This is a genomic window from Erysipelothrix anatis, assembly GCF_009828745.1.
GTDB classification, from domain to species: Bacteria; Bacillota_I; Bacilli_A; order Erysipelotrichales; family Erysipelotrichaceae; genus Erysipelothrix; species Erysipelothrix anatis.
Genome location: NZ_WTSX01000012.1, coordinates 1 through 25215, shown reverse-complemented (window position 1 = coordinate 25215; position 25215 = coordinate 1). Strand labels below are relative to the sequence as shown.

At 38.3% G+C, this 25215-nt stretch carries 24 protein-coding genes; 4 read left to right on the top strand and 20 right to left on the bottom strand.

The genetic code is table 11. From position 1 onward, the window contains the following. Window positions 1-59 precede the first annotated feature (59 nt). The 15 genes from GVV19_RS08710 to GVV19_RS08640 all read right to left on the bottom strand — a co-directional run bounded on the left by GVV19_RS08710 (window position 60) and on the right by GVV19_RS08640 (window position 18585). Window positions 60-698 (bottom strand): HAD family hydrolase, encoded by a 639-nt coding sequence (locus tag GVV19_RS08710; protein WP_159640022.1) that lies wholly within the window; start codon window positions 696-698, stop codon window positions 60-62. A gap of 6 nt (window positions 699-704) precedes the next feature. Beyond that, window positions 705-1388 carry a metal-dependent hydrolase gene (locus GVV19_RS08705; protein WP_159647075.1) on the bottom strand — a complete coding sequence of 228 codons (684 nt, stop codon included), beginning with the start codon at window positions 1386-1388 and terminating at the stop codon, window positions 705-707. A gap of 55 nt (window positions 1389-1443) precedes the next feature. Continuing rightward, window positions 1444-3237, bottom strand: a complete 1794-nt coding sequence (locus tag GVV19_RS08700) for an ABC transporter ATP-binding protein (protein ID WP_159638096.1) — start codon at window positions 3235-3237, stop codon at window positions 1444-1446. Then, on the bottom strand, window positions 3237-4967 hold the full coding sequence (locus GVV19_RS08695; RefSeq protein WP_159647073.1) for an ABC transporter ATP-binding protein: 1731 nt from the start codon (window positions 4965-4967) through the stop codon (window positions 3237-3239). Before GVV19_RS08695 ends, GVV19_RS08700 begins: the two co-directional genes overlap by 1 nt. Further along, window positions 4964-5392 carry a MarR family winged helix-turn-helix transcriptional regulator gene (locus tag GVV19_RS08690; RefSeq protein ID WP_159638092.1) on the bottom strand — a complete coding sequence of 143 codons (429 nt, stop codon included), beginning with the start codon at window positions 5390-5392 and terminating at the stop codon, window positions 4964-4966. The genes GVV19_RS08695 and GVV19_RS08690 overlap by 4 nt, the downstream gene beginning before the upstream one ends. 111 nt (window positions 5393-5503) lie before the next feature. Beyond that, the gene (locus GVV19_RS08685; RefSeq protein WP_159640014.1) at window positions 5504-6445 is read right to left on the bottom strand and encodes an ATP-binding cassette domain-containing protein; all 942 of its coding nucleotides are present in this window, start codon (window positions 6443-6445) and stop codon (window positions 5504-5506) included. Then, window positions 6438-7526, bottom strand: coding sequence for an ABC transporter ATP-binding protein (locus tag GVV19_RS08680; RefSeq protein WP_159647071.1), 1089 nt, complete (start codon window positions 7524-7526; stop codon window positions 6438-6440). The genes GVV19_RS08685 and GVV19_RS08680 overlap by 8 nt, the downstream gene beginning before the upstream one ends. A gap of 11 nt (window positions 7527-7537) precedes the next feature. Next, on the bottom strand, window positions 7538-8464 hold the full coding sequence (gene oppC / locus GVV19_RS08675) for an oligopeptide ABC transporter permease OppC (RefSeq protein ID WP_159638086.1): 927 nt from the start codon (window positions 8462-8464) through the stop codon (window positions 7538-7540). A gap of 1 nt (window position 8465) precedes the next feature. Next, on the bottom strand, window positions 8466-9959 hold the full coding sequence (locus GVV19_RS08670) for an ABC transporter permease (protein WP_159638084.1): 1494 nt from the start codon (window positions 9957-9959) through the stop codon (window positions 8466-8468). A gap of 82 nt (window positions 9960-10041) precedes the next feature. Continuing rightward, the gene (locus GVV19_RS08665; RefSeq protein WP_159640012.1) at window positions 10042-11979 is read right to left on the bottom strand and encodes a peptide ABC transporter substrate-binding protein; all 1938 of its coding nucleotides are present in this window, start codon (window positions 11977-11979) and stop codon (window positions 10042-10044) included. Window positions 11980-12312: 333 nt separating this feature from the next. Then, window positions 12313-13719, bottom strand: coding sequence for a dihydrolipoyl dehydrogenase (lpdA, locus tag GVV19_RS08660; RefSeq protein WP_159638080.1), 1407 nt, complete (start codon window positions 13717-13719; stop codon window positions 12313-12315). Between the two features lie 20 nt (window positions 13720-13739). Then, complete coding sequence (locus GVV19_RS08655) at window positions 13740-15341, bottom strand: 2-oxo acid dehydrogenase subunit E2 (protein WP_159647069.1); 1602 nt, start codon at window positions 15339-15341, stop codon at window positions 13740-13742. Between the two features lie 18 nt (window positions 15342-15359). Further along, window positions 15360-16340, bottom strand: a complete 981-nt coding sequence (locus tag GVV19_RS08650) for an alpha-ketoacid dehydrogenase subunit beta (protein ID WP_159638076.1) — start codon at window positions 16338-16340, stop codon at window positions 15360-15362. Next, window positions 16340-17458: a pyruvate dehydrogenase (acetyl-transferring) E1 component subunit alpha gene (gene pdhA, locus GVV19_RS08645; RefSeq protein WP_159638073.1), complete on the bottom strand. Its 1119-nt coding sequence runs from the start codon at window positions 17456-17458 to the stop codon at window positions 16340-16342. The genes GVV19_RS08650 and pdhA overlap by 1 nt, the downstream gene beginning before the upstream one ends. 140 nt (window positions 17459-17598) lie before the next feature. Further along, window positions 17599-18585 (bottom strand): lipoate--protein ligase, encoded by a 987-nt coding sequence (locus GVV19_RS08640; protein ID WP_159647067.1) that lies wholly within the window; start codon window positions 18583-18585, stop codon window positions 17599-17601. A 131-nt stretch (window positions 18586-18716) separates the two neighbouring features. On the opposite strand from GVV19_RS08640, the gene GVV19_RS08635 reads away from it, so the two are divergent. Next, window positions 18717-19133 carry a DUF2721 domain-containing protein gene (locus GVV19_RS08635; RefSeq protein ID WP_159638069.1) on the top strand — a complete coding sequence of 139 codons (417 nt, stop codon included), beginning with the start codon at window positions 18717-18719 and terminating at the stop codon, window positions 19131-19133. Window positions 19134-19177: 44 nt separating this feature from the next. On the opposite strand, the gene GVV19_RS08630 is transcribed toward GVV19_RS08635, so the two are convergent. Next, entirely contained in the window at window positions 19178-19531 is a 354-nt protein-coding gene (locus GVV19_RS08630; protein WP_159640006.1) for a hypothetical protein, read from the bottom strand. A gap of 95 nt (window positions 19532-19626) precedes the next feature. On the opposite strand from GVV19_RS08630, the gene GVV19_RS08625 reads away from it, so the two are divergent. Next, a complete protein-coding gene (locus GVV19_RS08625) occupies window positions 19627-20664 on the top strand; it encodes a M24 family metallopeptidase (RefSeq protein ID WP_159640004.1) in 1038 nt (345 codons plus the stop codon). A 35-nt stretch (window positions 20665-20699) separates the two neighbouring features. Here GVV19_RS08625 and GVV19_RS08620 read toward each other — a convergent pair whose 3' ends face one another. Further along, entirely contained in the window at window positions 20700-21182 is a 483-nt protein-coding gene (locus GVV19_RS08620) for a peptidylprolyl isomerase (protein ID WP_159638063.1), read from the bottom strand. Window positions 21183-21242: 60 nt separating this feature from the next. Here GVV19_RS08620 and chbG point away from each other — a divergent pair, with 60 nt between their 5' ends. Both chbG and GVV19_RS08610 read left to right on the top strand, forming a co-directional pair. Continuing rightward, a complete protein-coding gene (gene chbG, locus GVV19_RS08615) occupies window positions 21243-21959 on the top strand; it encodes a chitin disaccharide deacetylase (protein ID WP_159640000.1) in 717 nt (238 codons plus the stop codon). A gap of 64 nt (window positions 21960-22023) precedes the next feature. Beyond that, the gene (locus GVV19_RS08610; protein WP_159639998.1) at window positions 22024-22734 is read left to right on the top strand and encodes a GntR family transcriptional regulator; all 711 of its coding nucleotides are present in this window, start codon (window positions 22024-22026) and stop codon (window positions 22732-22734) included. A 43-nt stretch (window positions 22735-22777) separates the two neighbouring features. Here GVV19_RS08610 and GVV19_RS08605 read toward each other — a convergent pair whose 3' ends face one another. The 3 genes from GVV19_RS08605 to GVV19_RS08595 all read right to left on the bottom strand — a co-directional run bounded on the left by GVV19_RS08605 (window position 22778) and on the right by GVV19_RS08595 (window position 24895). After that, on the bottom strand, window positions 22778-23002 hold the full coding sequence (locus GVV19_RS08605) for a hypothetical protein (protein ID WP_159638057.1): 225 nt from the start codon (window positions 23000-23002) through the stop codon (window positions 22778-22780). Between the two features lies 1 nt (window position 23003). Further along, window positions 23004-23438, bottom strand: a complete 435-nt coding sequence (locus GVV19_RS08600; RefSeq protein ID WP_159638055.1) for an SRPBCC family protein — start codon at window positions 23436-23438, stop codon at window positions 23004-23006. 83 nt (window positions 23439-23521) lie between these two features. Continuing rightward, window positions 23522-24895 (bottom strand): PTS sugar transporter subunit IIC, encoded by a 1374-nt coding sequence (locus GVV19_RS08595; protein ID WP_159639992.1) that lies wholly within the window; start codon window positions 24893-24895, stop codon window positions 23522-23524. Window positions 24896-25215 lie beyond the last annotated feature (320 nt).

Genomic DNA, 25215 nt, shown 5'->3' with positions numbered 1-25215 from the left:
CTATTTTAGCATTTTTTTTGGGTGCTTGCTAGACAAAAGAAAAGCCTGTATGCTACAGGCTAAAAGAATGTTAGAATTTCATCCATAGATGCTAGTATTTGTGAAGCCCCATGCATTTTTAACTCTTCCACAGCACGGAAACCCCATGCGACCCCGATTGGTGTCATGCCAGCATTTGCGGCAGTCTTCATATCGACATCACTATCACCTACAAAAAGAATTTCGCTTGGGTCTACACCCATTGTTTGTGCAATGGATAATGGATAATGTGGGTTTGGCTTATGTTTGCCATCAAACTGATCACCAATCACGGCCACAAAATCAATATCACCCAGATACGCTTCTACAATTCCATCAGTATATTCTTGTTTTTTGTTGGTTGCGATTGCGATTGGAACATTACGCTCATTCAACGTCGTTAATGTTGCAACAACGGTATCGTAGGGCTCAGAATCATCCGCATAATGATGCGCATAATCATCGAGGAAATCTTGAAGTAATCCCTCAAAATCACCATAACCCTCAGGCATGGAACGCTCTGCGAGTTTAGGAATGCCATTACCAACAAATGTTTGATAGGTTACGAGTGTATGTGTTGGTAAACCACGCTTTTCAAGTGAGCGGTTCATACTGTTTCCCATATCTGCAATGGTATTCATCAATGTCCCATCCAAGTCAAAAATTACTGCTTTATACATTTAATACTATGCCTCGATTCTAAAAATATGATTTTTATACAATGGTTTGTAACACTGTGTACTTGCTATTTGCTCTGTCCAATTCAAGAACGATTCAAGATTATGAATACTTTCTCCAAACTGCATTGGGAAAAAGTACTTCGGTTTAAAACGCTTGATAACAGTTCGTGCACCTAAGTCATAGTCTTGCATCATTTCTGGATCAATTGAAAACATCATTAGATCGATTGTCTCAAAGCGATGGAGTGGAATCAAGGCATTCTCAAAGCGTTCAACAGCTGACTTGATTTGTCGTTGTGTTGAAAGTCGTGACCAATGCCAGTTGTTCAAATCACCACCGTGAACAATCACGCGATGCTTTTCCTCGATTACGAAATAGACACCCGAGCGGGTCGCTTGATAGACATACACACGTGCATGACCCAGGTGAAGGATATCCCCGGGCTCAACCTTTTGTACATCAATCGAGCCTGTTACATTCTTTGTACCCCCATAAAATACAGGTTTACGATATGCCAAGATGGAGTCACTAAACCGCTTCTCATCTGTGCTCGTCACAAAGAAATAGGTAGGCTTCTTACTAAATAAATAATGCGATGGTAATTGTCCCCCTACATAATCAAAAACATAAATACCAGACTCTGTTTCAACCGTATATCCACAATTATCTAAATATTCTACATTTAACATATATGTTACCCCCGACAGGCTAATTATAACAAGAAAAAGGTGGCAAAAGCCACCTTTACGTTAATTGTGTTTGACCTGAGTACAGCGATGCATAGCGACCACCCATAGCCACTAATTCATCATGATCCCCACGTTCAATAATTTCTCCGTGTTCTAAAACGATAATTGCGTCGGAATTTCGCACCGTTGAAAGACGGTGAGCAATAATGAAAGTTGTTCGACCTTCCATTAAAGAATCCATTCCTTGCTCGATTAGACGTTCTGTTCGGGTATCGATAGATGATGTTGCTTCATCAAGGATTAAAATACTTGGGTTCGCAACTGCTGCTCGCGCAATATTGAGCAGTTGTTTCTGTCCTTGTGAAAGCTCAGAACCCGTACCACTTATTACAGTATTATAACCATGTTCTAAAGTTTGAATGAAATGATGCGCGTTCGCAAGTTTCGCTGCGTCGATACATTCTTCATCGGTTGCCTCAAGATTTCCATAACGAATATTTTCCATGATTGTTCCACTAAACAAGTGTGTATCTTGAAGTACCATTGCAATATGCTTCCGTAAGCTATAACGGTTGATTTCCGAAATTTCCTGACCATCTATAAGAATTTTTCCTGCATTGATTTCGTAGAATCGTGAAATCAAGTTCGTAATAGTTGTCTTACCAGCACCCGTTGATCCAACGAATGCGATTTTCTGGCCAGGGTTTGCCCAAAAGGAAACATCTTTAAGAACAGGAACATCTGGATTATAGCCAAATGTAACATTCTCAAAACGAACATCTCCAATTACGTTATCCAAGATAACATCATCAGCATTTACCATTTCCTCTGTCCAATCAAGCAATTCAAAGATACGCTCAGCTGAGGCAATTGCAGATTGCAATGTTGTGAACTGACTCGATATCTCATTGATTGGTTTTCCTTGTGTCCGTGTCATATTAACATAGGCACCAAGGTTTGCGACACTCAACATCCCATTAATCGATAACCAACCACCCGCAATCCCAATGATTGCATAGCTTATTGTATTAATATTCTGCATTAAAGGATAAATCATAATAGAAATAATTTGTGCAAACTGCGAGTTTTTTCGATAGATTTTATTCTTAACTTGAAAATCTTCTCGCGCTTGTGCTTCATGGTTGAAAAGTTGCATCACCATTTGGCCTTCCATCGTTTCCTCGATATAACCATTTAAATCACCCAATGATTGTTGTTGTCGCTTCGAGTAAATTCGCGATTTCTTAATAATGACATTTGACATCAAACTTAATAACGGAATGATAATCAGGGTTAAAACAGTTAAAATCGGACTCAACATAAACATAACGATAATTGTACCAATCAACGTAAAAACATTGATGATAATGGAAGCTGCAGCGGTATTTAAGCCTTCACCAACCAAATCAATATCGTTGGTGAAACGACTCATTAAATCCCCATGTGCATTCGCATCATGATGGCTGACTTTCATACGTAAGACATGTGAGAACATTTCTTTCCGAATGGTTTCCACCGTTCTCTGAGATATCTTTACCATCAAACGTGCAGACAAATACATTGTTGCAACTTCAATAGCAAAAATGACAGCCAACACTAGAATTTGAACTCCTAATTGTTCAATCATCATGTTGCGGGTAATAACACCATTTAAAGCATTTTGAATAATTTGAATCATTGGTGAGATGGCATACGCTCCATAAAGCCCACCTAATGTCGATAAGACCGACGCAATGATAACTACGGTCAATAAGACTTTACTTTCACCAAGGTATGAAATCAAACGTCCCAAAGTTTTCTTCTGATCTTTAGGCTTATGCTTTCCGATAACTAAACTTTTTTGACTCATTACTCCATACCTCCTTTACTCATTTGACTGTGATAGATTTCTTGGTAAACGGTACATGATTCAAGGAGTTCATCATGTTTACCCAAACCAACAATCCGTCCTTCGTCCAATACCACAATTTTATCGCTGTCAGCAACTGAGCTGATTTTTTGAGCGATACTAATTACCGTAGTTTCACTATACATTTTGGCAATGGATGCTTTGACAGTTTGTTCCGTTGCAGCATCCAATGCGCTCGTACTGTCATCCAAAACAAGGATACGTGGATTCACCATTAACGCACGAGCAATACATAAACGTTGACGTTGTCCACCTGAGAAGTTCGTTCCCCCCTGTTGTACAGGATAATCAAATCCTTGCGGATTTTCTTGGATAAACGAGTAGATTGAGCTTGCCTCAGTAGCTCGACGCATGTCCGCTTCAGTTCCATTTTCGTTACCGAGTCGTAGGTTTCCACCAATTGTTCCAGTAAACAGGACATTCTTTTGCGGCACAAAGCCAAATTGGCTACGTAAGAAGGCCATATCCAGATTTCTGATATCAACACCGTCTAGCGTAATCTTTCCTTCAGAGACGTCGATTAAACGGGCCATGAGGTTTATTAAGGTAGACTTACCACTTCCCGTTGATCCAATAATTCCAATATGCTCACCCGGGTTAATATCTAGATTAATGTTATGAAGTACATTATTCGCATCATCATAGTAACGATACGACACATCTTCAAATCGAATATGTCCTTTAACATCATCTAATTGGTATGCGTCTGTAGCATTACGAATATCTGAATCAGTATCCAATACTTCTGATAAACGAATGACTGACGCTTTACTTCGTGATACCATCATCAGAACATTCGTAATCATCATCATAGAGAACATCGTAAATCGTAAATAGTTGATGAACACAAGCAAGTCTCCAACTTGAATCATATTTTGATCCACAATCAAGAATGCCGAAATCCAAACGATAAATAATGTTGCAAAGTGAACCGCACCCGTTAAGGCCGGGTTCATCACAATCATCAAATTCATTGCTGATACGTTCGCATCAAACAATTGTTTATTCTCTGTATCAAATCCGTCATCCTCAAAATCTTCTCGAACAAATGATTTGATAACGCGTATATTCATGAGCGACTCTTGAACTTTACGGTTCATATGGTCAACCATTTTTTGTAATTTTACAAATCGTGGGAACCCTGCTTTAATGACATAAATTAAAACAAGTGATAGAAAAACTACAGCACCGAGCATTACCCAAGATAACTCTGGGCTAATAATGTATGTCAGGTATACTGTACTCACCAAGAACACCGGCGCCCTTACTAAAAGACGCAAACACATCATAAGTGTTCTTTGTAAAAAGTTAACGTCATTGGTTAAACGTGTAACAAGTGAAGACGTTTGAAACGTTGACATATTCTTAATTGAAAATGTTTGAATCCGTTTAAATAAATCTTCACGTAATCGTAATGCAAAGTTATTTGAGACTTGAGATGGAAACACAAGACCTAACATTGCCACTGCAGCTGCGAATAAAGCCAGCCCCATCATCTTGAGACCTACAGACAAAATAACATTAAAGTCTGATTGTGCAATCCCTACATCAATGATTTCAGCCATCAATTGTATTTGGTACAGTTCGATAAACGCAACACCACCTACAAAGATAATTCCCAATATCGCAGCTGGAATTTCAGGTTTAAAATACTTAAAAAATTTCTTCATCTTTCCAACTCCTTTTCCAAATCATCTAACATAATTTTAAATGTAACAGCTAAATTTTCGCGTTGTGATTCTGACAGTGATTGAAAAAGCACTGTATCAATACGCTCAAACCCTTCTGTAAAATCTAGTACGAGCTCTTCCCCTTTGTCAGATAGAAATAGGTGCTTCTCCCTACGATCTGACTCACTTACTGCTCTATTAATGTACCCAGCTGCTTCGAGACGCTTCACGGTCACTGAAACGGACTCCTTTGATACGTTCATAATTTCAACAAGTTCTTTTTGCGTAATTCCCGGATTACGTTTCAAAGTCGATAAAAATCGTGGTTGTCCAATATAGAGATCGTAATCATCTAAATAGTTTTGAACAACTGCACGATGTTTTGACGTCACTTGTCTGAAAAGCGTAATAAGCTGGTTTTCCATACTATCTCTCCTTAATTAGTTAGTCGACTAACTAATTATAGCATAGTCACTTTCTGTTGCAACCTATAATGCTCTAGATAAAGAAAAAGCGTCGCATGGACGCTTTTTTGATTATTGCGTTGCAAGTTCTGCTCGGTAAGCAGCAACTTCTTCTTCATTTGCCCAAACAAAATGTCCAGGTCGAATTTCTACGAAAGAAGGTTTTGACGTTTCATAATCGTGCATATCTTCTTTATAGATGATAAGTTTTTTATTGCGTTCAACTTGTGGATCCGGAACCGGAACCGCAGAAAGCAATGATTTTGTATATGGGTGAATTGGGTTACGGAACAATTCTTCTGTCTCTGTTAACTCAACAATAACCCCATGATGGATAACTGCAATACGATCCGCAATGAAACGAACAACAGATAAATCATGCGCAACAAATAGGTATGTGAGCGATTTATCTTCTTGAAGTTCTTTCAAAAGGTTTAGAACCTGCGCGCGAATTGATACATCAAGTGCTGAAATCGGTTCATCAGCAATAACAAACTTGGGTTCCATGACAAGCGCACGAGCGATCCCAATACGTTGACGTTGCCCACCTGAGAATTCATGCGGATAACGTGTCAAGTGTTCTGGAAGTAAACCAACGCGTTGAATAATGTTTTCAACTTTTTCAATACGGTCTTCTTCATTTTTATAGAGTTTAAAGTTATGAAGTCCTTCAGAAACAATATAGTCTACAGTAGCACGTTCATTTAATGATGCAGCTGGATCTTGGAAAATCATTTGAACATTTTTAATAATGTTCTCACGATCTTTCTTCGCCATTTTACGCTTAATTTGAAGATCTTCAAATTGAATTTCTCCATCAGCAATTTCGTTAATTCCGACGATTGTACGACCAATAGTCGTTTTACCGGATCCTGATTCACCTACAAGCGCAAACGTTTCGCCACGATAAATATCAAAGCTAACTTTATTTACAGCGGTAAATACATTTTTACCACTACCGAATTGAACAACAAGGTCCTTAATCGATACAATAACATCTTTATCTTTAGACATTTGTTGATTCCTCCTCAGTGTGCATATGTTTTGATTTATTCATGCTTTCAATTTTCAGAATTTTACTGTGTAAGTCACGAATAACTTCTGGTTTCTCAATTTTTGGAGCACGTTCATCACACAACCATGTTCGCGCAAAATGAGTTTCTGAAAGTTGGAAACGTGGTGGTTCTTCTTCAAAATCTATTTGCATCGCAAATGGATTACGCGGTGCAAAAGCATCCCCCACAACTTCATTATAAAGTGATGGTGGTGTTCCTGTAATCGAGAAGAGTTTTTCACCTTTAACGCCTAATTGAGGTAATGATGATAGTAATGACCATGTGTAAGGATGGCGGCTTTCATAGAAGATTTCCTCTACCTTGCCATACTCTACAATTTGGCCTGAGTACATAACAGCTACTTTATCTGCAACCGATGCAACAACACCTAAATCATGCGTAATATAAATTGTTGTAAATCCATAGTCTTTTTGTAAGTCTTTGATTAATTCAAGAATTTGAGCTTGAATGGTAACATCCAATGCTGTAGTTGGTTCATCACAAATTAAAATATTTGGACGACACGCCAATGCAATGGCAATAACGATACGTTGACGCATCCCTCCTGAGTATTGGAAAGGATAATCATCAAAACGTTTCTCAGCCATCGGAATTCCTGTACGCTTCATCAAACTGATAGCTTCAGCTTTAGCTTCCACTTTTGACATACCTTGATGCTTGATAATTACTTCCGTAATTTGCGAACCAATAGTACGAATTGGGTTCAATGATGTCATTGGATCCTGAAAGACCGTTGCAATTTTTGCACCACGAATGGATTCCCATTCTTTGTCTGTTTTAATATCTGTTAAAACAATGTCGTTATAGCTAATTTTACCAGATGAGATATATCCATTAGATTCTAACATCCCAGTAAATGTTTTCGTAAGAACCGATTTACCTGATCCTGATTCACCTACAATTGCAAGTGTTTCATTTTCTAGAATATCAAGCGAAAGATTACGGATCGCTGTTAACTCGCGATCACGAACCTTAAACTTTACGACGATATCTTCTACTTTTAATATAGTTTTATTCATAATGCACCGCCTTACATGTGTGTTCTTGGATCTGAGGCATCAGCAAGTGTTTGTCCAACGATATAGAGTGAGACAGATACAAGCGCTAAAACTCCTACAGGAATCCAGAACAGATATGGATGAGTTGTCATACTTGATGTATACGTTGAAATAATACGACCAAGTGATGGAATATTCGCTCCAAGTCCAACACCAATATAGGAAAGGAAAACTTCACTAGAGATGAAAGCTGGAAGAGAACGAGACATTTGCGTTACGATAACTGAAATTAAGTAAGGCAAAATGTTCTTTTGAATAACACGTGGAAGCGGTGTTCCTAATGTTTGTGACGCAAGGTTATATTCACGATCACGCATGATCATAACTTGAATCCGAATGCTATATGCCGTACCAACCCAACTGGTGATACACATCGCAAATAGAAGATTCCAGAAGCCCGATCCCATTGCATATGAAATAACGATAACAATTAAGATGTATGGAACGTTACTTACAACGTTATATACTTCGATCATAATTCGATCTAAATGTTTTGAATAACCCCACACAGCTCCAACAGTAATACCTACAACAAATGTAAAGAGCGTTGCAAGCAACCCGATTGAAAGAGACGTCTTAGCCCCCGCCCATACGGCATCGAAGAGTGAGTGACCATTTCCATCGGTACCAAACCAGTATTGGAATGATGGCCATTGGTAACGAGCACCAATATCATTAATGTTTGATGTATCCATGAAGTCATATCCTGAGAACATCGGTTGAATAAATGACATAAGTAATGTTAATGCCAATACGACAAGCATCGTAACAGCTACTTTATTACTAATAAATTTACGCCAAACAGAGTTCCAATAGGAGTAGCGTGGTGCATCAATACGTTCTGACGCTAGAGCATCAAGTTTTACGAACTGAAATCTTTCGTCTGCTGTTTTTTGCATGCTATTTTCCTCCCTTTGTATCAAGTTTGATTCGTGGGTCAACTTTTGTTAACAGAATATCCCCAAGGAGTACTGAAATAATTGACATTGTTGTAAAGATGAATACTAGTCCAATAACGATTGCATTATTATGTTGCAATATCGCATCCGGTAACATTTTACCCATTCCAGGCATAGCAAATACTTGCTCAGTAATTGTTGCCCCTGCAATCGCACCGATCACAGATGCTGGAATACCTGCTGTAATTGGAATAATTGCATTTTTGAAAATATGATTTTTAGAAATTTCTTTATCTGAAAGACCTTTTGCTTTCGCAAATTTAACATAGTCTGCGGATTGTTGGTCAATCATATAACGACGAATCCACATCATAATTCCAGAAACTGAAAGAAGTGCAAGAATAATCGTAGGCATTACGTAAGACAGCGGATTTGAAGGTCCCAATGTTGGGAAGTTCTCAGGCATTCCAAAGAATGATGATCCAATCATACGGAAGAAGTAAACTGAAGCTAAACTTGGAACCGAGATTAAAACAGTAATGATTGCAACACCAAAACGGTCCACAAACATTCCTTTTTTACGTGCCATAACAACTCCAGCAGGAACTGCTATTGCATAAGCTAGAATAACCGACATTACTCCTGTAATAAATGACATACTCAACATTGAAGGTGCATCATTTACTGAAAGACAGTCTGTATAGTTATCATTAAAGTTTTCTTTATCGAGTCGGTCTAGGCGATCGGATGGACGGTACTTACATGTTCCAAAGTCAAGTGCGGAATTCCCTGTTTTTCCAGTTTCAAAAGTAACTTGGCGTGATACTGGTGATCCTTGTGATCCACCAATTACCTGTGTTACATCTTGTCCCTTGTAAGTTGGATATGCTTTTCCTAGATTGATTTTAATAAAGTTTTGATGAATAAATGGGAATGTACCATTTATATAAAGTTGATTTTTGCTTTCACAGCCATCACAAGTGACAGCTAATCCAACATTCTCATTCATTGATAGCCCTAATCCACGGGATAAATCAGGATTTGACGCATCCTGAACTCTCCATGGATGGTCAATTTGTAAGAATGATCCGTAAAAACGGACAACTTTTTCGAGTGTAGGTATTTCTCGTGTTGCATAAGGTTTTCCTGACATAGGCATAGTGTTAACTACCCATTTGGAATTCGCTTGTGCCCAAGCATCGATATATTGTTTACCATTTCCATCAACACAGTCTGTGTACTCTGCATCTGTTGATGTAGCAGCTGTACAAAGTTGTGAAGGATTATAGTAATCCAAATAACCGTTACTTTGGTATGTGACATTTTCATAGTCTAAAAGTTCATCTGGTTGTGCTTTCAATTTTGTATAGGTAGGATCTGAGACAAAAATATCTTGACGTGGAACCAATGAGTATACAAGAACGAAAGCAATTGTTGTTACGATAAGAATCGAAAGAATTGAACGCAGAATACGTTGCAATACATATTTTTTCATTGCTTTACCTCCTTAGCGCCACAAAATGAGGGTTAAATTATTAACCCTCACCTTACGGCTGTTTAAATGTATTTAATATTTATTAGTTTTGTTTTGTGCGTTCTGCATCCCATGCTTTTTTCGCTTCATCGCGTTGAGCAACTGTTACAGGTTCTTTTTGTACTTTCATGAACTTGAATCGGTTTGTTGATAAACCTGACCAACCCCATGTACGTGAGTAAGGAACTGTAGTTGTTACACTTGGTGTTCCACCTTGTGCATAGATAGGAATGAATAACATTTCATTATTTAACCAAGCTTCTGCTTTAGCAAATTCTTTGAAACGTGCTTCTGGGCTATCTGTGATTGCAGCTGCTGCATCAAGTAATGCATCGAATTCAGCAAGTCTGACTGCTTTAATTGCGTCAACTGAGCTTGCGTTTCCGTTAGGGTTTGTTGAACCATCTAATCCAAGAACTTGAAGAACATCACCATTACGTGAGTTAAAGATATTCAAGTATGTCATTGGATCTAGGTAGTCTGGACCCCATCCTGATGCTGTTGAGAGGTCGAAGTCTGATTGAGCACCTGACTCTGCAAAGTATGTAGCATTGTAGTATGGATCTTTATCAAGCAATTGTAAGTCAATTTGTACATTTTCTGTACCTAATGATGTTTCAACTGATTGTTTTAAAGATTTAGCCATATTTACTTGGATTTCGCTTGTTTGTAATACTGGAACATCAATACGAATTGGGAATGTTACACCTGGTAACTCAGCTTTTGCTTTTTCGATTAATCCTTTAGCAACTTCTGGGTTGTAAAGTGCGTCATGTCCATCTTCGATTTTGAAGTCTTTGTATAGTTCAGCATCCAATGCTTGCATTTCAGCTGTTACAAGTTGTCCATAGTCATGACCAGGAACAGTAACAAATGTAGGTGGAATTAAAGTGTTACGTAAAGCAACTGACTTCAAATCATCTCCAACTGATTGTGCATTGTATGATCCACGGTCGAATGCATGACCAATAGCTTGACGGAAGCTACGGTTTTGAATCGCTGCTTGTGTATCCGCTTTTTCTTGATCTGTTGTTTTGCTTGTGTGGTTGTATGATGCACGGTTAACATTGAATGTAGCATAGAATGTTGTTCCGTTTGTATCTGACGTAATAATATTGTCAGCGTATTTTTCTTTAACTTGTGCATATCCAGGTGAGTTAGGGTAAACACGTGCAGTTGTTAATTCACCTTTTTCCATACGGTTGATGAATTCATCTGGTTTTTTACCATCATCATAGATAAGTTTGATTTCATCTAAGAAGACATTTTTTTCATCCCAGTATGCTTTATTTTTTTCATAACGAATTTCTGATTTTGCAGTGTTATTTACAAGAACATATGGTCCGTTATAAAGGATACTTGATGGATCCGCTCCACCAAATGCATCCCCTTGATTTTTCAAGAATTCAGCATTGATTGGGTATAAGATACCGTAAACAAGTTTTGATTGCCAGAATGTTTCTGGTTGGTTCAATGTAACTTCAAGTGTGTAATCATCAAGAGCTTTCATACCGACTGATTCGATACCTAAAGCTGGGTTTTCGCGGTATTCTGCGAGTCCTTTAATACTTCCGATTACGATTGGGAGAGATTGTGAATTTTCTGCAACTGCATGTTCAATTCCAGTTACCCAGTCTTGAGCTTTAACTTCTGCATATTCATCCCCTGTGTTTGTAACCCATTTTACGCCTTGGCGAATTTTATATGTATAAACGAGTCCATCATCTGAAACTGTGTGTGATTCAGCTAATGCTGGCACAAAGTTTCCATAAGGGTCATTTTCATATAATCCATCTACAAAGTTACCAAAGTGGTCTCCATCTGTAGCTTTCATTGATACTGTATAGTCCAACATGTTTAAGTCAGTTGAATATACATATGAGTATTTATTAGACAGTTCGGCTGAGCCACCGCCTTTTGATTGTCCACAACCTGTGAGAACCAAAAGAACTGCTAATGAAAGTGCAAATATCTTTTTCATTACTTCTTCCTCCTTATTTACAAGTAAATACCTACGTGACTTACTGTATGTTTGTAATTATATATCATTTCATACAATTGTCAATTGATTTTTCATAGATTACACAAATATTTGAAAAAGTTTTGTAAATTACTGAAAATTGTTTCATTTGTAGTTACATTCAGTGTTAAATAGCGTCTGGATTGCGTTTCATGCCTTTATATAAGCAATAGATGAGCTTATGAAACGCTATTAAACATTTTAATTCTGCATCTATTATTGCAAAATATGAAGCAACGTCTGAAAATTGTTTCAGAATAAAGAAAAACCCGCAAATTTTGCGGGTTCCTTTGATTAGATATGAATTGGTAATCCTAATGATAACTCTGACGCATCCATGATTGTCTCTGACAATGTAGGGTGAGCATGAATTGTTAATGATAAATCTTCAACATTCATACGAGCTTCAACAGCTAATCCAATTTCAGCGATGATATCTGATGCTCCAACACCTGCAACTTGACCACCTAATAGTAATCCTGTTTCTTTGTCTGAGATCAAACGAACGAAACCTTCAGTTGCATTCAATGAAAGTGCACGACCATTCGCTCCAAATGGGAATTTAGAAACTTTAACAACAAGTCCTTGTTCTTTAGCTTCTTTTTCAGTTAAACCAACTGTTGCAAGTTCTGGGTCTGTAAAGCAGACTGCTGGAATTGCAACGTAGTCAACTGCTGATGGGTGTCCTGAGATTGCTTCAGCAGCAACTTTTGCTTCGTATGAAGCTTTATGAGCTAATGCTGCTCCAGGAACGACATCTCCGATTGCGAAGATATGGCTTTGGCTTGTACGGCCTTGATTGTCAACAGGGATTAATCCGCGCTCACCAACTTCAACGCCAGCTACTGTCAAGCTTAATTCGTCTGTATTTGGACGACGTCCAACAGTTACTAATACGTAATCAGCTTCGATTGTTACATCTTTTCCGTCTACTGCATATGTAATTGCTACTGCATCATCAAGCTCTTTTGCTTCTTTAGCCATTGCATTTGTTACGATATTAACATTTTTTGATTTAAACTCAGTTTCAACAAGTTTAATCATGTCTTTGTCGAATTGAGGAAGAATTGATGGACCACCTTCTAAGATTGTGATCTCAGTTCCTAAGTTAGCATATACACCAGCTAACTCACTTCCGATGTAACCACCACCGATAACAACTAAGCGTTTTGGAATTTCTTTTAAGTTCAATCCGCCTGTTGAATCAAGAACTCGTTTACCATATTTGAAACCTTTGATTTCAATAGGACGACTTCCCGTTGCGATGATTGCATTTTTAAATGTATATGATTGTGCATCATCTCCATTAACAACACGTAATTGGTGTGTATCATTGAAGAATGCTGTTCCACGAATGATTTCTACTTTGTTCTTTTTGAGAAGCATTTCGACTCCAGATGTAAGTTGTTTAACAACTTTAGTATCTTTCCATTCTTGAGTTGCTGCAAAATCAATTGTTACATTGTCTGCTGAGATACCGAAAGCTTTTGAATCTAATGATTCGCGGTAACGGTGTCCTGCATTGATTAATGCTTTTGATGGAATACATCCGACGTTTAAGCAAACGCCGCCGATGTATTCTTTTTCAATAATTGCTACTTTTTGTCCAAGTTGTGCTGCACGAATAGCTGCAACATATCCACCAGGACCTGAACCGATAACTACTGTTTCGAGTTCTAATGCTAAATCTCCAACTACCATATTTTATGTCCGTCCTTCTATTATGATTCCATTAAGAGAAGCTCTGGATTGCTTAAGAGGCGTTTCACTTCGTTCATCGCCATTTGAGCTGTCATACCATCGATAATACGGTGGTCAAAGCTTAATGATAACGCTAGTACATTACCAACACCAAGTGTTCCATCTTCAAGAACGACTGGTTTCTTGTCGATACGGCCGATACCTAAGATTGCAACTTCTGGGAAGTTGATAATTGGTGTAAACCATAATCCACGTGCTGATCCAATATTAGAGATTGTAATTGTACCATCTCGCATATCTGGTCCTGCAAGTTTGTTGTCGTTTGCTGCTGCTGCAAGTTCTGTAATTTCTTTAGCAATAGTAAAGATACCTTTTGAATCTGCATTTTTCACGTTTGGTACGTATAGTCCATGCGGTGTATCGGCAGCAAATCCGATATTGTAGTAGTTTTTGTATACAATTTCATTCGTTTTGTCATCAACACTGCTGTTGAGAACAGGGTATTTACGAACAACTGCAACTAAAGCTTTCACAACGTAAGGTAAGAATGTGAGTTTTACATCTTGTGATGCTGCCACATCTTTAAATTTCTTACGGTGGTTAACGAGTGCTGTTACATCCACTTCGTCAAAAATCGTAACGTGTGGTGCTTCTTTTTTACTTGTAACCATTGCTTTAGCGATTGCACGACGTGTTGGTGTCATTGCTTCACGAGTTACTTCACCTTTAGGTGCTACAACTGCTGCTTTAGCTACTGGAGCTGCTGCTTTTTCTTCTTTGATTGATTCTGGTGCGAATGATGCTGTTTCTGTTGCTGCTGCAACTGGTGCACCACCTGCTAAGAATGCATCAACATCTGATTTACGGATATGTCCGTGTTTACCGGATGCTGAAACTTGTGTTAAATCAACACCTTTTGAACGTGCATATGAACGTACTGAAGGCATTGCAAGAACACGGTTAGCAATTGTATTGCCAGCATGTTGAACTCCGTTTGATGCCGGTGCTGCTACTGGAGCTGCGGCTACTGGAGCTGCTGTTTGAGTTGCAGGTGTTGATACGCCGCCTGTTGTTGAGATTTCAACTAAAGCGTCACCGACTGTTGATACGGTTCCTGGTGTGACATGAATTTTTGTAATTGTTCCAGATACTGGAGCTGGAATTTCTTGAACAAGTTTATCATTTTGAATTTCAAGTAATGGTTGATCTTCTGAGATAGTATCTCCTTCTTTAACAAACCATTGTACGATTTCACCTTCAGCAATTCCTTCTCCAACATCTGGCATGTTGAATACAAAACTTGCTGATGCAGCTGGTGCTGCTGCAGGTGCTGCGGCTACTGGAGCTGCTGCTTCTGCTGGTGCTTCAGCGGCTGGAGCGCCACCTTCTACTGCAAATTCAACAAGGTCGTCACCGACTGTTGATACGGTTCCTGGTTCTACAAGAATTTTTGTAATTTTTCCTGAAACAGGTGATGGAATTTCTTGAACGAGTTTATCGTTTTGGATTTCTAATAAAGGTTGATCTTCTGAAATTGTATCTCCCTCTTTAACAAACCATTGTACGATTTCACCTTCTGCGATTCCTTCACCAACATCAGGCATTTTAAATTTGAATGACATATTATTTGGCCTCCTCTATTAGTCGAAGTTTACTGTTTCGCGAACTTTATTGATGATATCTTGTGCGTTTGGTAACCAATCGCTCTCTGCCATACCGAATGGGAATACTGTATCCGGAGCAGCGACACGACCGATAGGTGCGCTTAGTGTAAGAATTGCACGTTCTGCAATTTCTGACATAACAACTGCACCAACACCTGCTTGGCGTTGTGCTTCTTGGACCATAACAAGACGGCCTGTTTTTGTTACTGAAGCAACGATTGTTTCAATATCAATTGGAGATACTGTACGTAAGTCGATAACTTCTGCGTTAATTCCGTCAGCTTTTAATGCTTCTGCAGCTTTAATTGCTTCACGAACCATGTAACCGTAAGTTACGATTGTTACATCAGTACCTTCTGTTACGATGTTAGCTTTTCCTAATGGAATTGTGTAGTATCCTTCTGGAACTTCATCACGGAATGAACGGTATAACTTCATGTGTTCTAAGTAAACAACTGGATCGTTGTCTTCGATAGCTGCAAGAAGAAGACCTTTTGCATCATAAGGGTTTGAAGGAATAACAACTTTAATACCTGGTGTTTGTTGCATTAATCCTTCTAAGTTATCTGAGTGAAGCTCAGGTGTATGAACTCCTCCACCAAATGGTGAACGAATTGTAATAGGCATTTGACGTGTGTTTCCTAGACGGTAACGAGTACGTGCCATTTGAGCAACAACAGAGTCCATTACTTCGAATACGAATCCGAAGAATTGAATTTCAGGGATTGGACGGTATTTTTCTAAAGCCAATCCGATTGCTAATCCACCAATTCCTGATTCAGCAAGTGGTGTATCGAATACGCGGTCTTCACCGTGTTTTTCTTGAAGTCCGTCAGTAGCACGGAAAACTCCACCGTTTTTCCCAACGTCTTCACCAAAAATTAATGTATTTTCATCGCGTTCAAGGGCAATATCAAGCGCTTCTGTAATGGCTTGAATCATAGTTAGTTGTGCCATTATTTTTTACCCTCCTTTTCTTCAAAGTATGCAATTTGTTCTGCAATAACGTTTGTTGGTTCTTCAAACATATTTTTCAAGAAGTCAGAAACTTTTTGTTTTGGAGCTGAGTCCGCTAATTTAACTGCTTCTTTGATTTCTTCGTCAAATTGATCAATTAAAGCAACTTCTTTTTCTTCTGTCCACAAGCCTTTTTCAGTTAAGAAATTACGCATACGGATCAATGGGTCTTTTTTATCCCATTCATCGAAACTTGCTTGATCACGGTAACGTTTTGGATCGTCTCCTGACAGTGAGTGAGGACCGAAACGTGATGTTAATGTTTCAATTAATACAGGACCATTTCCTGCAAGTGCCCAATCACGAGCTGCTTTTGAAGCAACATAAACTGCTAGTGGATCCATTCCATCAACTTGAATTCCTGGAATACCTGCTGCTGCTGCTTTTTGAGCTAATGTAGGCGCTGCTGTTTGTCGATGACGTGGTGTTGAAATAGCATAACCATTGTTTTGGATGTAGAAAACGACTGGTGCTTTAAATGCCCCTGCGTAGTTCATACCTTCGTATGTATCACCTTGTGATGATCCACCGTCTCCTGTATATGTAAATGCTACTTGTGGTTTTCCACGTTTTTTCAATCCAAGACCAGAACCTGCTGCTTGAATAATTTGTGCCCCAATAATAATTTGTGGTGGCATTGCTTGTAAATCTTCAGGGTAGTTATTTCCCTCTACGTGACCACGGCTCCATAAGAATGCTTTGTGGAGTGGTAATCCGTGTTGTACCAATTGAGGAATATCACGGTATCCTGGGAATAGGACGTCTTTTTTGTCAAATGCAAAATGTGATGCAATTTGTGATGCCTCTTGACCTGCTGTAGGTGCAAAGAATCCAAGACGACCTTGACGTGCTAATGTTGTTGAACGGTCATTCAACGCACGTGACCATAACATCTTCTCGAATAACTCGACAAGTTGCTCGTCAGTTAAGTCAGGTAACAAGTCTTTGTTAACGACTTTTCCAGTTTCGTCTAGAATCTGGAATGTTGGGTATAGTTTCTCAACTGCATTGAGTTGAGCTTCAAAGTCCAACGCTTTGATTTTTTTAGTTTGTGCCATAAAAAATCTCCATGTCCCTTCTATTTACTAGGTCTTAGTGCCTAGCAATACATATTAAATGTACCATGTAAGCTTGTTTCATTCAACGATAATAATGTATTTACTGTGAATATTTGTTAAATGTGGTGTGTTTCTCACAATTAATCGAACATTACCGAAAGTATTTCGTCAAGAGTAATAGTGCCGAAGTATTTATTGAGTGTAAATTGTTCAAAGACTGCCGTTACATCAGCACGATTGAATCGTGTGCCTTGCATTCTTTGTTCAATTGCTTCAACATCTTCAATTCCAAGGTAGTCACCAATAAATCGAACGGAATCAATACGTCCATCTGTTACGTGCATCAAGACCTCAATACGTCCACCTGGGAATCGTTTGCTATTTTTAAGATTAAACTCTGGTGATGCACCATAAATCCAATCCCAAGTTCCAAAGCGATTCACTGCTTCGTATTCAATCTTCGCTATATCTTCGTTCGTCAGAATAATTTCTTCATCTTTTCCTTCATTCGATAAGTAAAATTGTAATGCATCCCAAAATTGTTGGAGTGTCGTACCCTCAGGGAGATGCTCCTTAATATTGGTAACACGTGAACGAACAGATTTTACGCCATTCGAAGTAATTTTATCGGGATCAACATTTAACGCTTCAACCAATGTTTCAACATCCACATCAAACATAAGCGTGCCATGATGCATAAGTTTGCCATTCGCCATACGTTGCGCATTTCCTGATATTTTTAGACCATCAACAAGAATATCATTTCTTCCTGATGCTTCGGCTGTTACACCCATACTTGCAAGCGCGTCAATCACAGGTTGAACAAACTTTTTATAGTTAACTTTGCCTGGATCGTCGACATTGATGACAAACGTAAAGTTCAAATTACCGATATCGTGATACACAGCACCACCACCAGAAACACGGCGCGCTACTTTTATCCCTTTTTCATCGATAAATTTTTGGTTAATTTCCTCAGCTGTATTTTGGTTTTTACCAATAATTACAGAAGGCTCATTTTGCCACAAAAAAAAGAAATCTTCATCACAATCTATATGCTTCATCGCATATTCATCCAACGCTAAATTGAAATATGGATTGGTCGAAGGATTCTTCAAATATCTCATTGTAATACCTCACTCTCTGTCTCACTGCTCTATTATTCTAAGCCCTAATCCGTTATAATTCAACTAAAGTGATGGGGTTTTACAGCCTTTTCATTTGTTATGATTTGGACAATCTAGAAGGAGAATTTATTATGAGTTTCACATTTGATTTTGCATTGACGACGCCCGCTTTGGTCTTTCCTGCAATTTCTTTATTAATGCTCGCATACACGAATCGTTTTGTCGTTTTGGCGGATTTAATCAGACAACTCTACGACCGGCATAAAGAGTACCCCAAAGCAGAAAACTTGAATCAAATACTGAACTTGCAATATCGCATGAAAATTATCAAACGCATGCAACAGTGCGGAGCGACAAGTTTTGCATTTGCGGTCTTAAGTATGATTACTTCAATGCTTTACATCCCTTATTTATCGGGAATTCTGTTTTTAACAAGTCTAGTTTTATTATTATTTTCTTTAGTTTTTTTGCTAAAAGAGCTCAGCATTTCAATAGATGCGCTCACAATGCAGCTTGATGATCTGACCGTTCAGGTCAATGAAGACTAAATCCCTACAAAAAAAAGCCCAAACATCTTCCGTTCGGGCTTTTTTTAATGCATAAGGCGTTCTTCATTATTGACGAGTTCGACAAACTCTTTAATTGTTTCAAAAATCGATTTAATTTGTTCGGGATTCATTGCCGTTTCATCTCCCGTTAAGAAGAATTCTACGATAGGCAAAACATCCGCTTCTTCCATTGCATCCCGAAATGCTGTTACAAAATCAATAATGTAATTAGCAAGTTTTTGATCAAAAATATTTCGTTGAATTTCATGCGTTACCGATTCGAAATCATCTTCTAGTTCGAATAAATTGATTGGACGAAACGGTGGAATCACAATTTGTAATGAAGCATCTGCCGGGTTTTTATTCATAATAATAAGTTGATTCATTTGATTTTCCATAATATCAGCGTCCTTTCATATTTAGTATAGCATAGGCTTTAGGACATTGCATTTTGGATACTCAAGTGCCTATAATAGTGCAAAGGAGATTAATTATGAACCGTATACAAAAATTACAAGCTATTATGGATGTTAAGCAATTGATTATATCTGATCCAGCAATGCTCTATTATTACACCGGACACCGTTTTGATGTTGGAGAACGTATGATTGCACTTCTTGTTAAAAAAACAGGTGCTCCGACACTTTTCTTAAACAAACTTTTTGAAGCTCCTGATGATTTGCAAACTGTTCAATTCAGTGATTCCGAGGACTCGATTGGTATTCTTGGATCTTATTTAGAATCAGGACCACTTGCAATTGATGGAAATTGGCCTGCACGTTTCGTCATACCATTCATCACTACCCATACATTAGTAAATGCATCACCGCTTCTCGAACAAATTCGTACGATCAAAGATGCTCATGAGTTAGCGCTTCTTGAGACTGCATCACATCACAATGACCGTATTATGACCGAAATGCGCGACTTAATTAAAGTAGGAATGACTGAGCGAGAACTCGCTGAGATAGTTCGAACGAAACAAAGTACTGCGCCACTTCAGGGACCCAGCTTTGAACCGATTGTTATTTTTACTCAAAATATCGCAGACCCTCACGGGATTCCAACAGACCGAGTTCTACAAAACGGCGATGTGGTTCTTGTCGATATGGGTGGATTCTACGAAGGCTATGCATCAGACATGACCCGATGCTTCTTTGTTGGAACTAATAAAGAGCTTGAACCCATTTATGAAATTGTACGTCAAGCTAATGAAGCAGCCATTGCCGCTGTTAAACCAGGGGTTACATTAGCAAGCATTGATAAAGCTGCTCGAGATGTGATTACCAAAGCGGGTTATGGCGAATACTTCATTCATCGTACCGGTCACGGTATTGGAACTGAAGCTCATGAAAATCTTGATGTTTCCGAAACCAATCAAAAAATCGTTGATGTCGGTATGTGTTTCTCCATTGAACCTGGTATCTATCTTCCAGGAATTGGTGGCATTCGAATAGAAGATCTCGTTCATGTTACAGCAGACGGAGTCCATGTTATGAATCACTTCAGCAAAGAACTCACACGAATCTAGCGAATATATAAAAAAACAACCGTGTGGTTGTTTTTTTAATCGATAAATTCTACTGTAGCGATGCGTTGATCTGTATCGGGACGATCGTTACGATTACGACTTACAGATACGATTTCTTGAATTGTATCAAGACCTTCGATTACTTTTCCAAAAGAAGCATATTGACCATCTAAATGTGGAGAATCTGCTGCCATGATGAAAAACTGACTTCCTGCACTATTTGGATCCATTGCACGTGCCATTGAAAGTACGCCAAGAGTATGTTTCAACTCATTTTTAAATCCATTTGATGTAAATTCGCCGTCAATTGAATAACCAGGGCCACCCATACCTGTTCCATCAGGGTCGCCACCTTGAATCATAAATCCTGGAATAACACGGTGGAAGATTAAACCATCATAAAATTTATCTTCAACAAGTTTTGTAAAGTTTGCAACCGTTTTCGGTGCAATTTCAGGATAAAGTTCAGCAATCATTGTTTTGCCATTTTCCATTGTAAATTTGATTGTATTTTTCATTGAAATACCTCCTCAAACATCATAACAAACATGGTATAATTTTACTAGGAGGATACCACAATGAAAGTAATTATTAATGCGGATGATTTTGGATTAACTTCAGGCGGAAACCGTGCCATTATTGAATGTCACAAGAACGGAGTCCTTACATCCACAACACTTATGGCAACAACGAAATACACTCAAGAAGCGATTCAACTTGCAAAGGAAAACCCATCACTCGGTGTTGGTGTACATATGGTCTTGACTACAGGTCGTCCCATCTTGGATTCACACAAAACCCTCGTAGACGAAACCGGCAAGTTTAAATATACAATTAATACTATCGATGATGCAATTGACCATGAAGAACTCTTTGCAGAATGGGATGCTCAAATTGAATCAATCAAACAACACTTAGATATTACGCATCTCGACTCCCACCATCACGTTCATATGCATCCAAAAATTAACGATGTCGTTGTTCGGCTTGCAAAGAAACATAATGTTCCTTACCGATCAGAACGTTTAAACCTTCCCACCGAAGTCTTAGTTGATGGGGCTTTCTATAAAGAAGGAGTATCACTTGATTATTTTAAAGAACTCTTCGAATCCGATAAAGCAGCATGTGTCGATGTTATGACTCACCCTGCCTATGTTGATGACTATCTTGAATCAATTTCAAGTTATACTTCATGGCGTCAAGTCGAATTAGAAATACTTACCAGCCAAGCGCTAAAAGACTTAGTTAACAAACATAACATTGAATTAATCACTTACCGTGATATTACGGCTTAAACATTGAGTTTAAGCCTTTTTTTTGTTATAATGTAAGAGATTACAACGACACGTGGGGATGACTATGACACATAAATATCAGAGTATTAGTTCCGACATAGAACAACGTATATTAAGTGGTTATTATAGCGATGGCAATAAACTTCCTACTGAGGAAGAGTTGGGTAAAGAATTCAACGTGAGCCGCAATACAATTCGCAAAGCAGTTGATACACTTGTAAAACGTGGATATATTATGGCGGTTCAAGGAAGCGGTATGTTTATTCGTAATATCGCACAACAAGATAATTCAATCATTAATTTAGAAAATTTTCGTGGCTTAACCGCTGATTTTCAAAACAGTACCATTGAATCACAAATCATTGAATTCAATGAGACCACCGCAACTGAATCTCTCGCAGAAATTATGAACTGTGCGGTTGGTACAGAATTGTATTACATTAATCGACTTCGAATCATTGACGGTAAACGATGGGTTGTTGAATATTCATACTATAACAAGCAATACATTCCGTTTCTAAATGAAGATATCATTAATGACTCCATTTATGATTACATTCGTAATGGTTTGAATCGGCAAATAGGATATGTAGACCGTGTTATTGAAGCAGCACCACTCAATCTTCGTGATGCACATCTTCTGGGTTTGCAAGAAGGTGACCCAGCGTTAATTTCGACCAACAAATCGATGTTCAAAACAGGAGAAATTTTTGACTACTCCATTGATATTCACCATTATAAATATACCAAATTCTTAAAACTGTCCAATCTATAAAAAAGAACTTCACCGGATGATAAATCCTCAGTGAAGTTCTTTTTTATATTTCAACAACTTGGAAGAACAATGTTCGTCCTAAGTCTGATTCTTTGATACGATCTTTAAATAAACGTATTGCCCGATCCATTTGATCTGGTTTATTTACTGAATAAATCAATTTAATCCCTTGTTCTTTTTCGAGTGTATATACAAAGCCTTCGACTTCGTAATCCTCAAATAAACCTTTAATAAAATCACGTTTTAATGGACTTGAAATTTGAATCATATTACTCTGCCTCCCCCTCTACTAACATTTTAATACCTTCGATACGAGCTCTCACTTTCTTCTTTGCGCTACCACGTAAAATTGGTAGTGACATGAGACTGTAGTTTAGCGATCGCAACGTACTTTTTTTACCTTTACCACTTTCGCTTGCAGTAAGGTAAGTACCTGTTCCAGCTTCATCCGTTTCAAGAATGTACTCCGTCTCAACCAGATCACGACCTGACTCAGACTGAATAATCAAACGGTGTGGTTTTTCTTGAATTGTGACCTCTTGACGAATGGCAATGACTTTACCAGTAAAATTCATGGTTTCCGCTTCAATTGTTTTACCAAGTAATTTTGATGGACTTGTTTTAAAGACCTTCGCAAATTCAAGTTCGATAAAATTCCATACTTCTTCAATAGGTTTCTCAATGTAAATCGTTTCTTTAATCATGTGTGCTCCTTCAATAGATAAGTCCTGTATAAATAGATTATACAGGACTTCCGAATATATTTCTATTAAGAAAGACGTCTAATCTATGCTTCAATACCTTCTGCGCGGTTTGCAACAAATACGAATGGTACGTAGAATGCAAATGCGATAGCAAAGTTAACTGCTGCGATAATACCAGCACCAATGCTGAAGTTTGTAGCTAATAATGCATTCAATACTGGAGGTGTTGTCCAAGGAATCGAGTTAACGATAGGACCAGCAAATCCTGAAATTGAAGCATAATATCCGATCATTGCAAGAACTGGTTGGTTCAATACAAATGGGATAATGTAAATTGGGTTCAAGACGATAGGAATACCGAATAGAACAGGTTCGTTAATCATAAAGATACCAGGAGCGAGTGATAAACGCGCAACCTCTTTTTGATCACGTAATTTTGAGAAGAGTAAGATTGCAAGGATTAGTGGAAGTGTTGCTCCCGATCCTCCGTGCCATACATATGCATCCCATGAACCACTTACCCAGTATGCTAAAGTATTTTGTCCGAGAGGGTCAAATCCAACATCTCTAACACCTTGAGCATAAGCTTGTAAGTTGTGGTTTTGTAAGTTTCCATAGATTGGACTCATAACTGGAGCCAATAAGTTAGCACCGTGTAATCCAAAGAACCATAGAATTGGAACAAGAATTGTAATAATTAAGATCAATGTTGGACCTTGTGAAATTGATGCAAATGGTTTCGCAATATATACTTCAAAGAGCATGAAGATATTTGGGTTTGCAGCAGCCTCTCCAAACATTTGTTCTAATCCAGACCATTGGACTTTAGTAATTGCAAATTTAACTGCAGCAAATAAGAACAATACAACTGTACCAGGAATGATTCCTGTAAATCCACGTGATACTGCAGGTGGGACTGTATCCGGCATTTTAATTGTAAGGTTGCGGTTAACAATTGCGAAGTAAATTGCAGGAACGATAAGTCCAACAATTAAGGCAACGAAGACTCCTTGACTTCCCAAGTAGTGACCAATCCAAGGGGCGATCATTTGGTTCTTACGTCCTAAAGCACCTAAGATGATAAATGATCCAATTGAAATTGTACCTGTGACAAGAGCATCTTGTCCTTCATTTTGTGCACGTAGGTAAGCAATTGCGAATGCGAGTGCTAAACCTAGAATTGAGAGTGTTCCTGCATCCATAGTTGCAAGAATTGGTGAAATATATTCCCCTGTAAACTTGAAGAACCCGGATTCAGCTGACCCGCCAACAAAAGTTGACAATAAGCCAGTTGGGCTGAATACAACGTTATTCAATAGTAATGCAACAGCACCAGCCATAACAAGTGGCATCAATGCAGCAAACGCATCACGGATTGCAATCAGGTGACGCTGATTACCAATCTTAGCAGCAATTGGGACTAACTTGTCCTCAAAAAACTGGATAATTCCTTCCATAACTTCCTCCTCTTAACATCTCCTACGATGTCCTTGTACCTTCATTATAAAAGTTGTAGGTACGAATTACAGTCATATTATATCTAACATTATAATCTTTGTAAAGGCTTTCTTTGCGAAATGTTATAACGTTTGAACCAAAAACCACTCATAAAGCCGTATAATCTAAAAAAAAAACTACTTTTTAAAGTAGTTTTCCTAAATTCAAATCTCAACCGCACCACCAAGGTGCGGTTGTTTTTGTATAATAAAAGGAGCCCACCCGACTAAAAGGAGCTCCCATATGAAGTATAAGCAATTAAATAGAAAAATAAAAGACC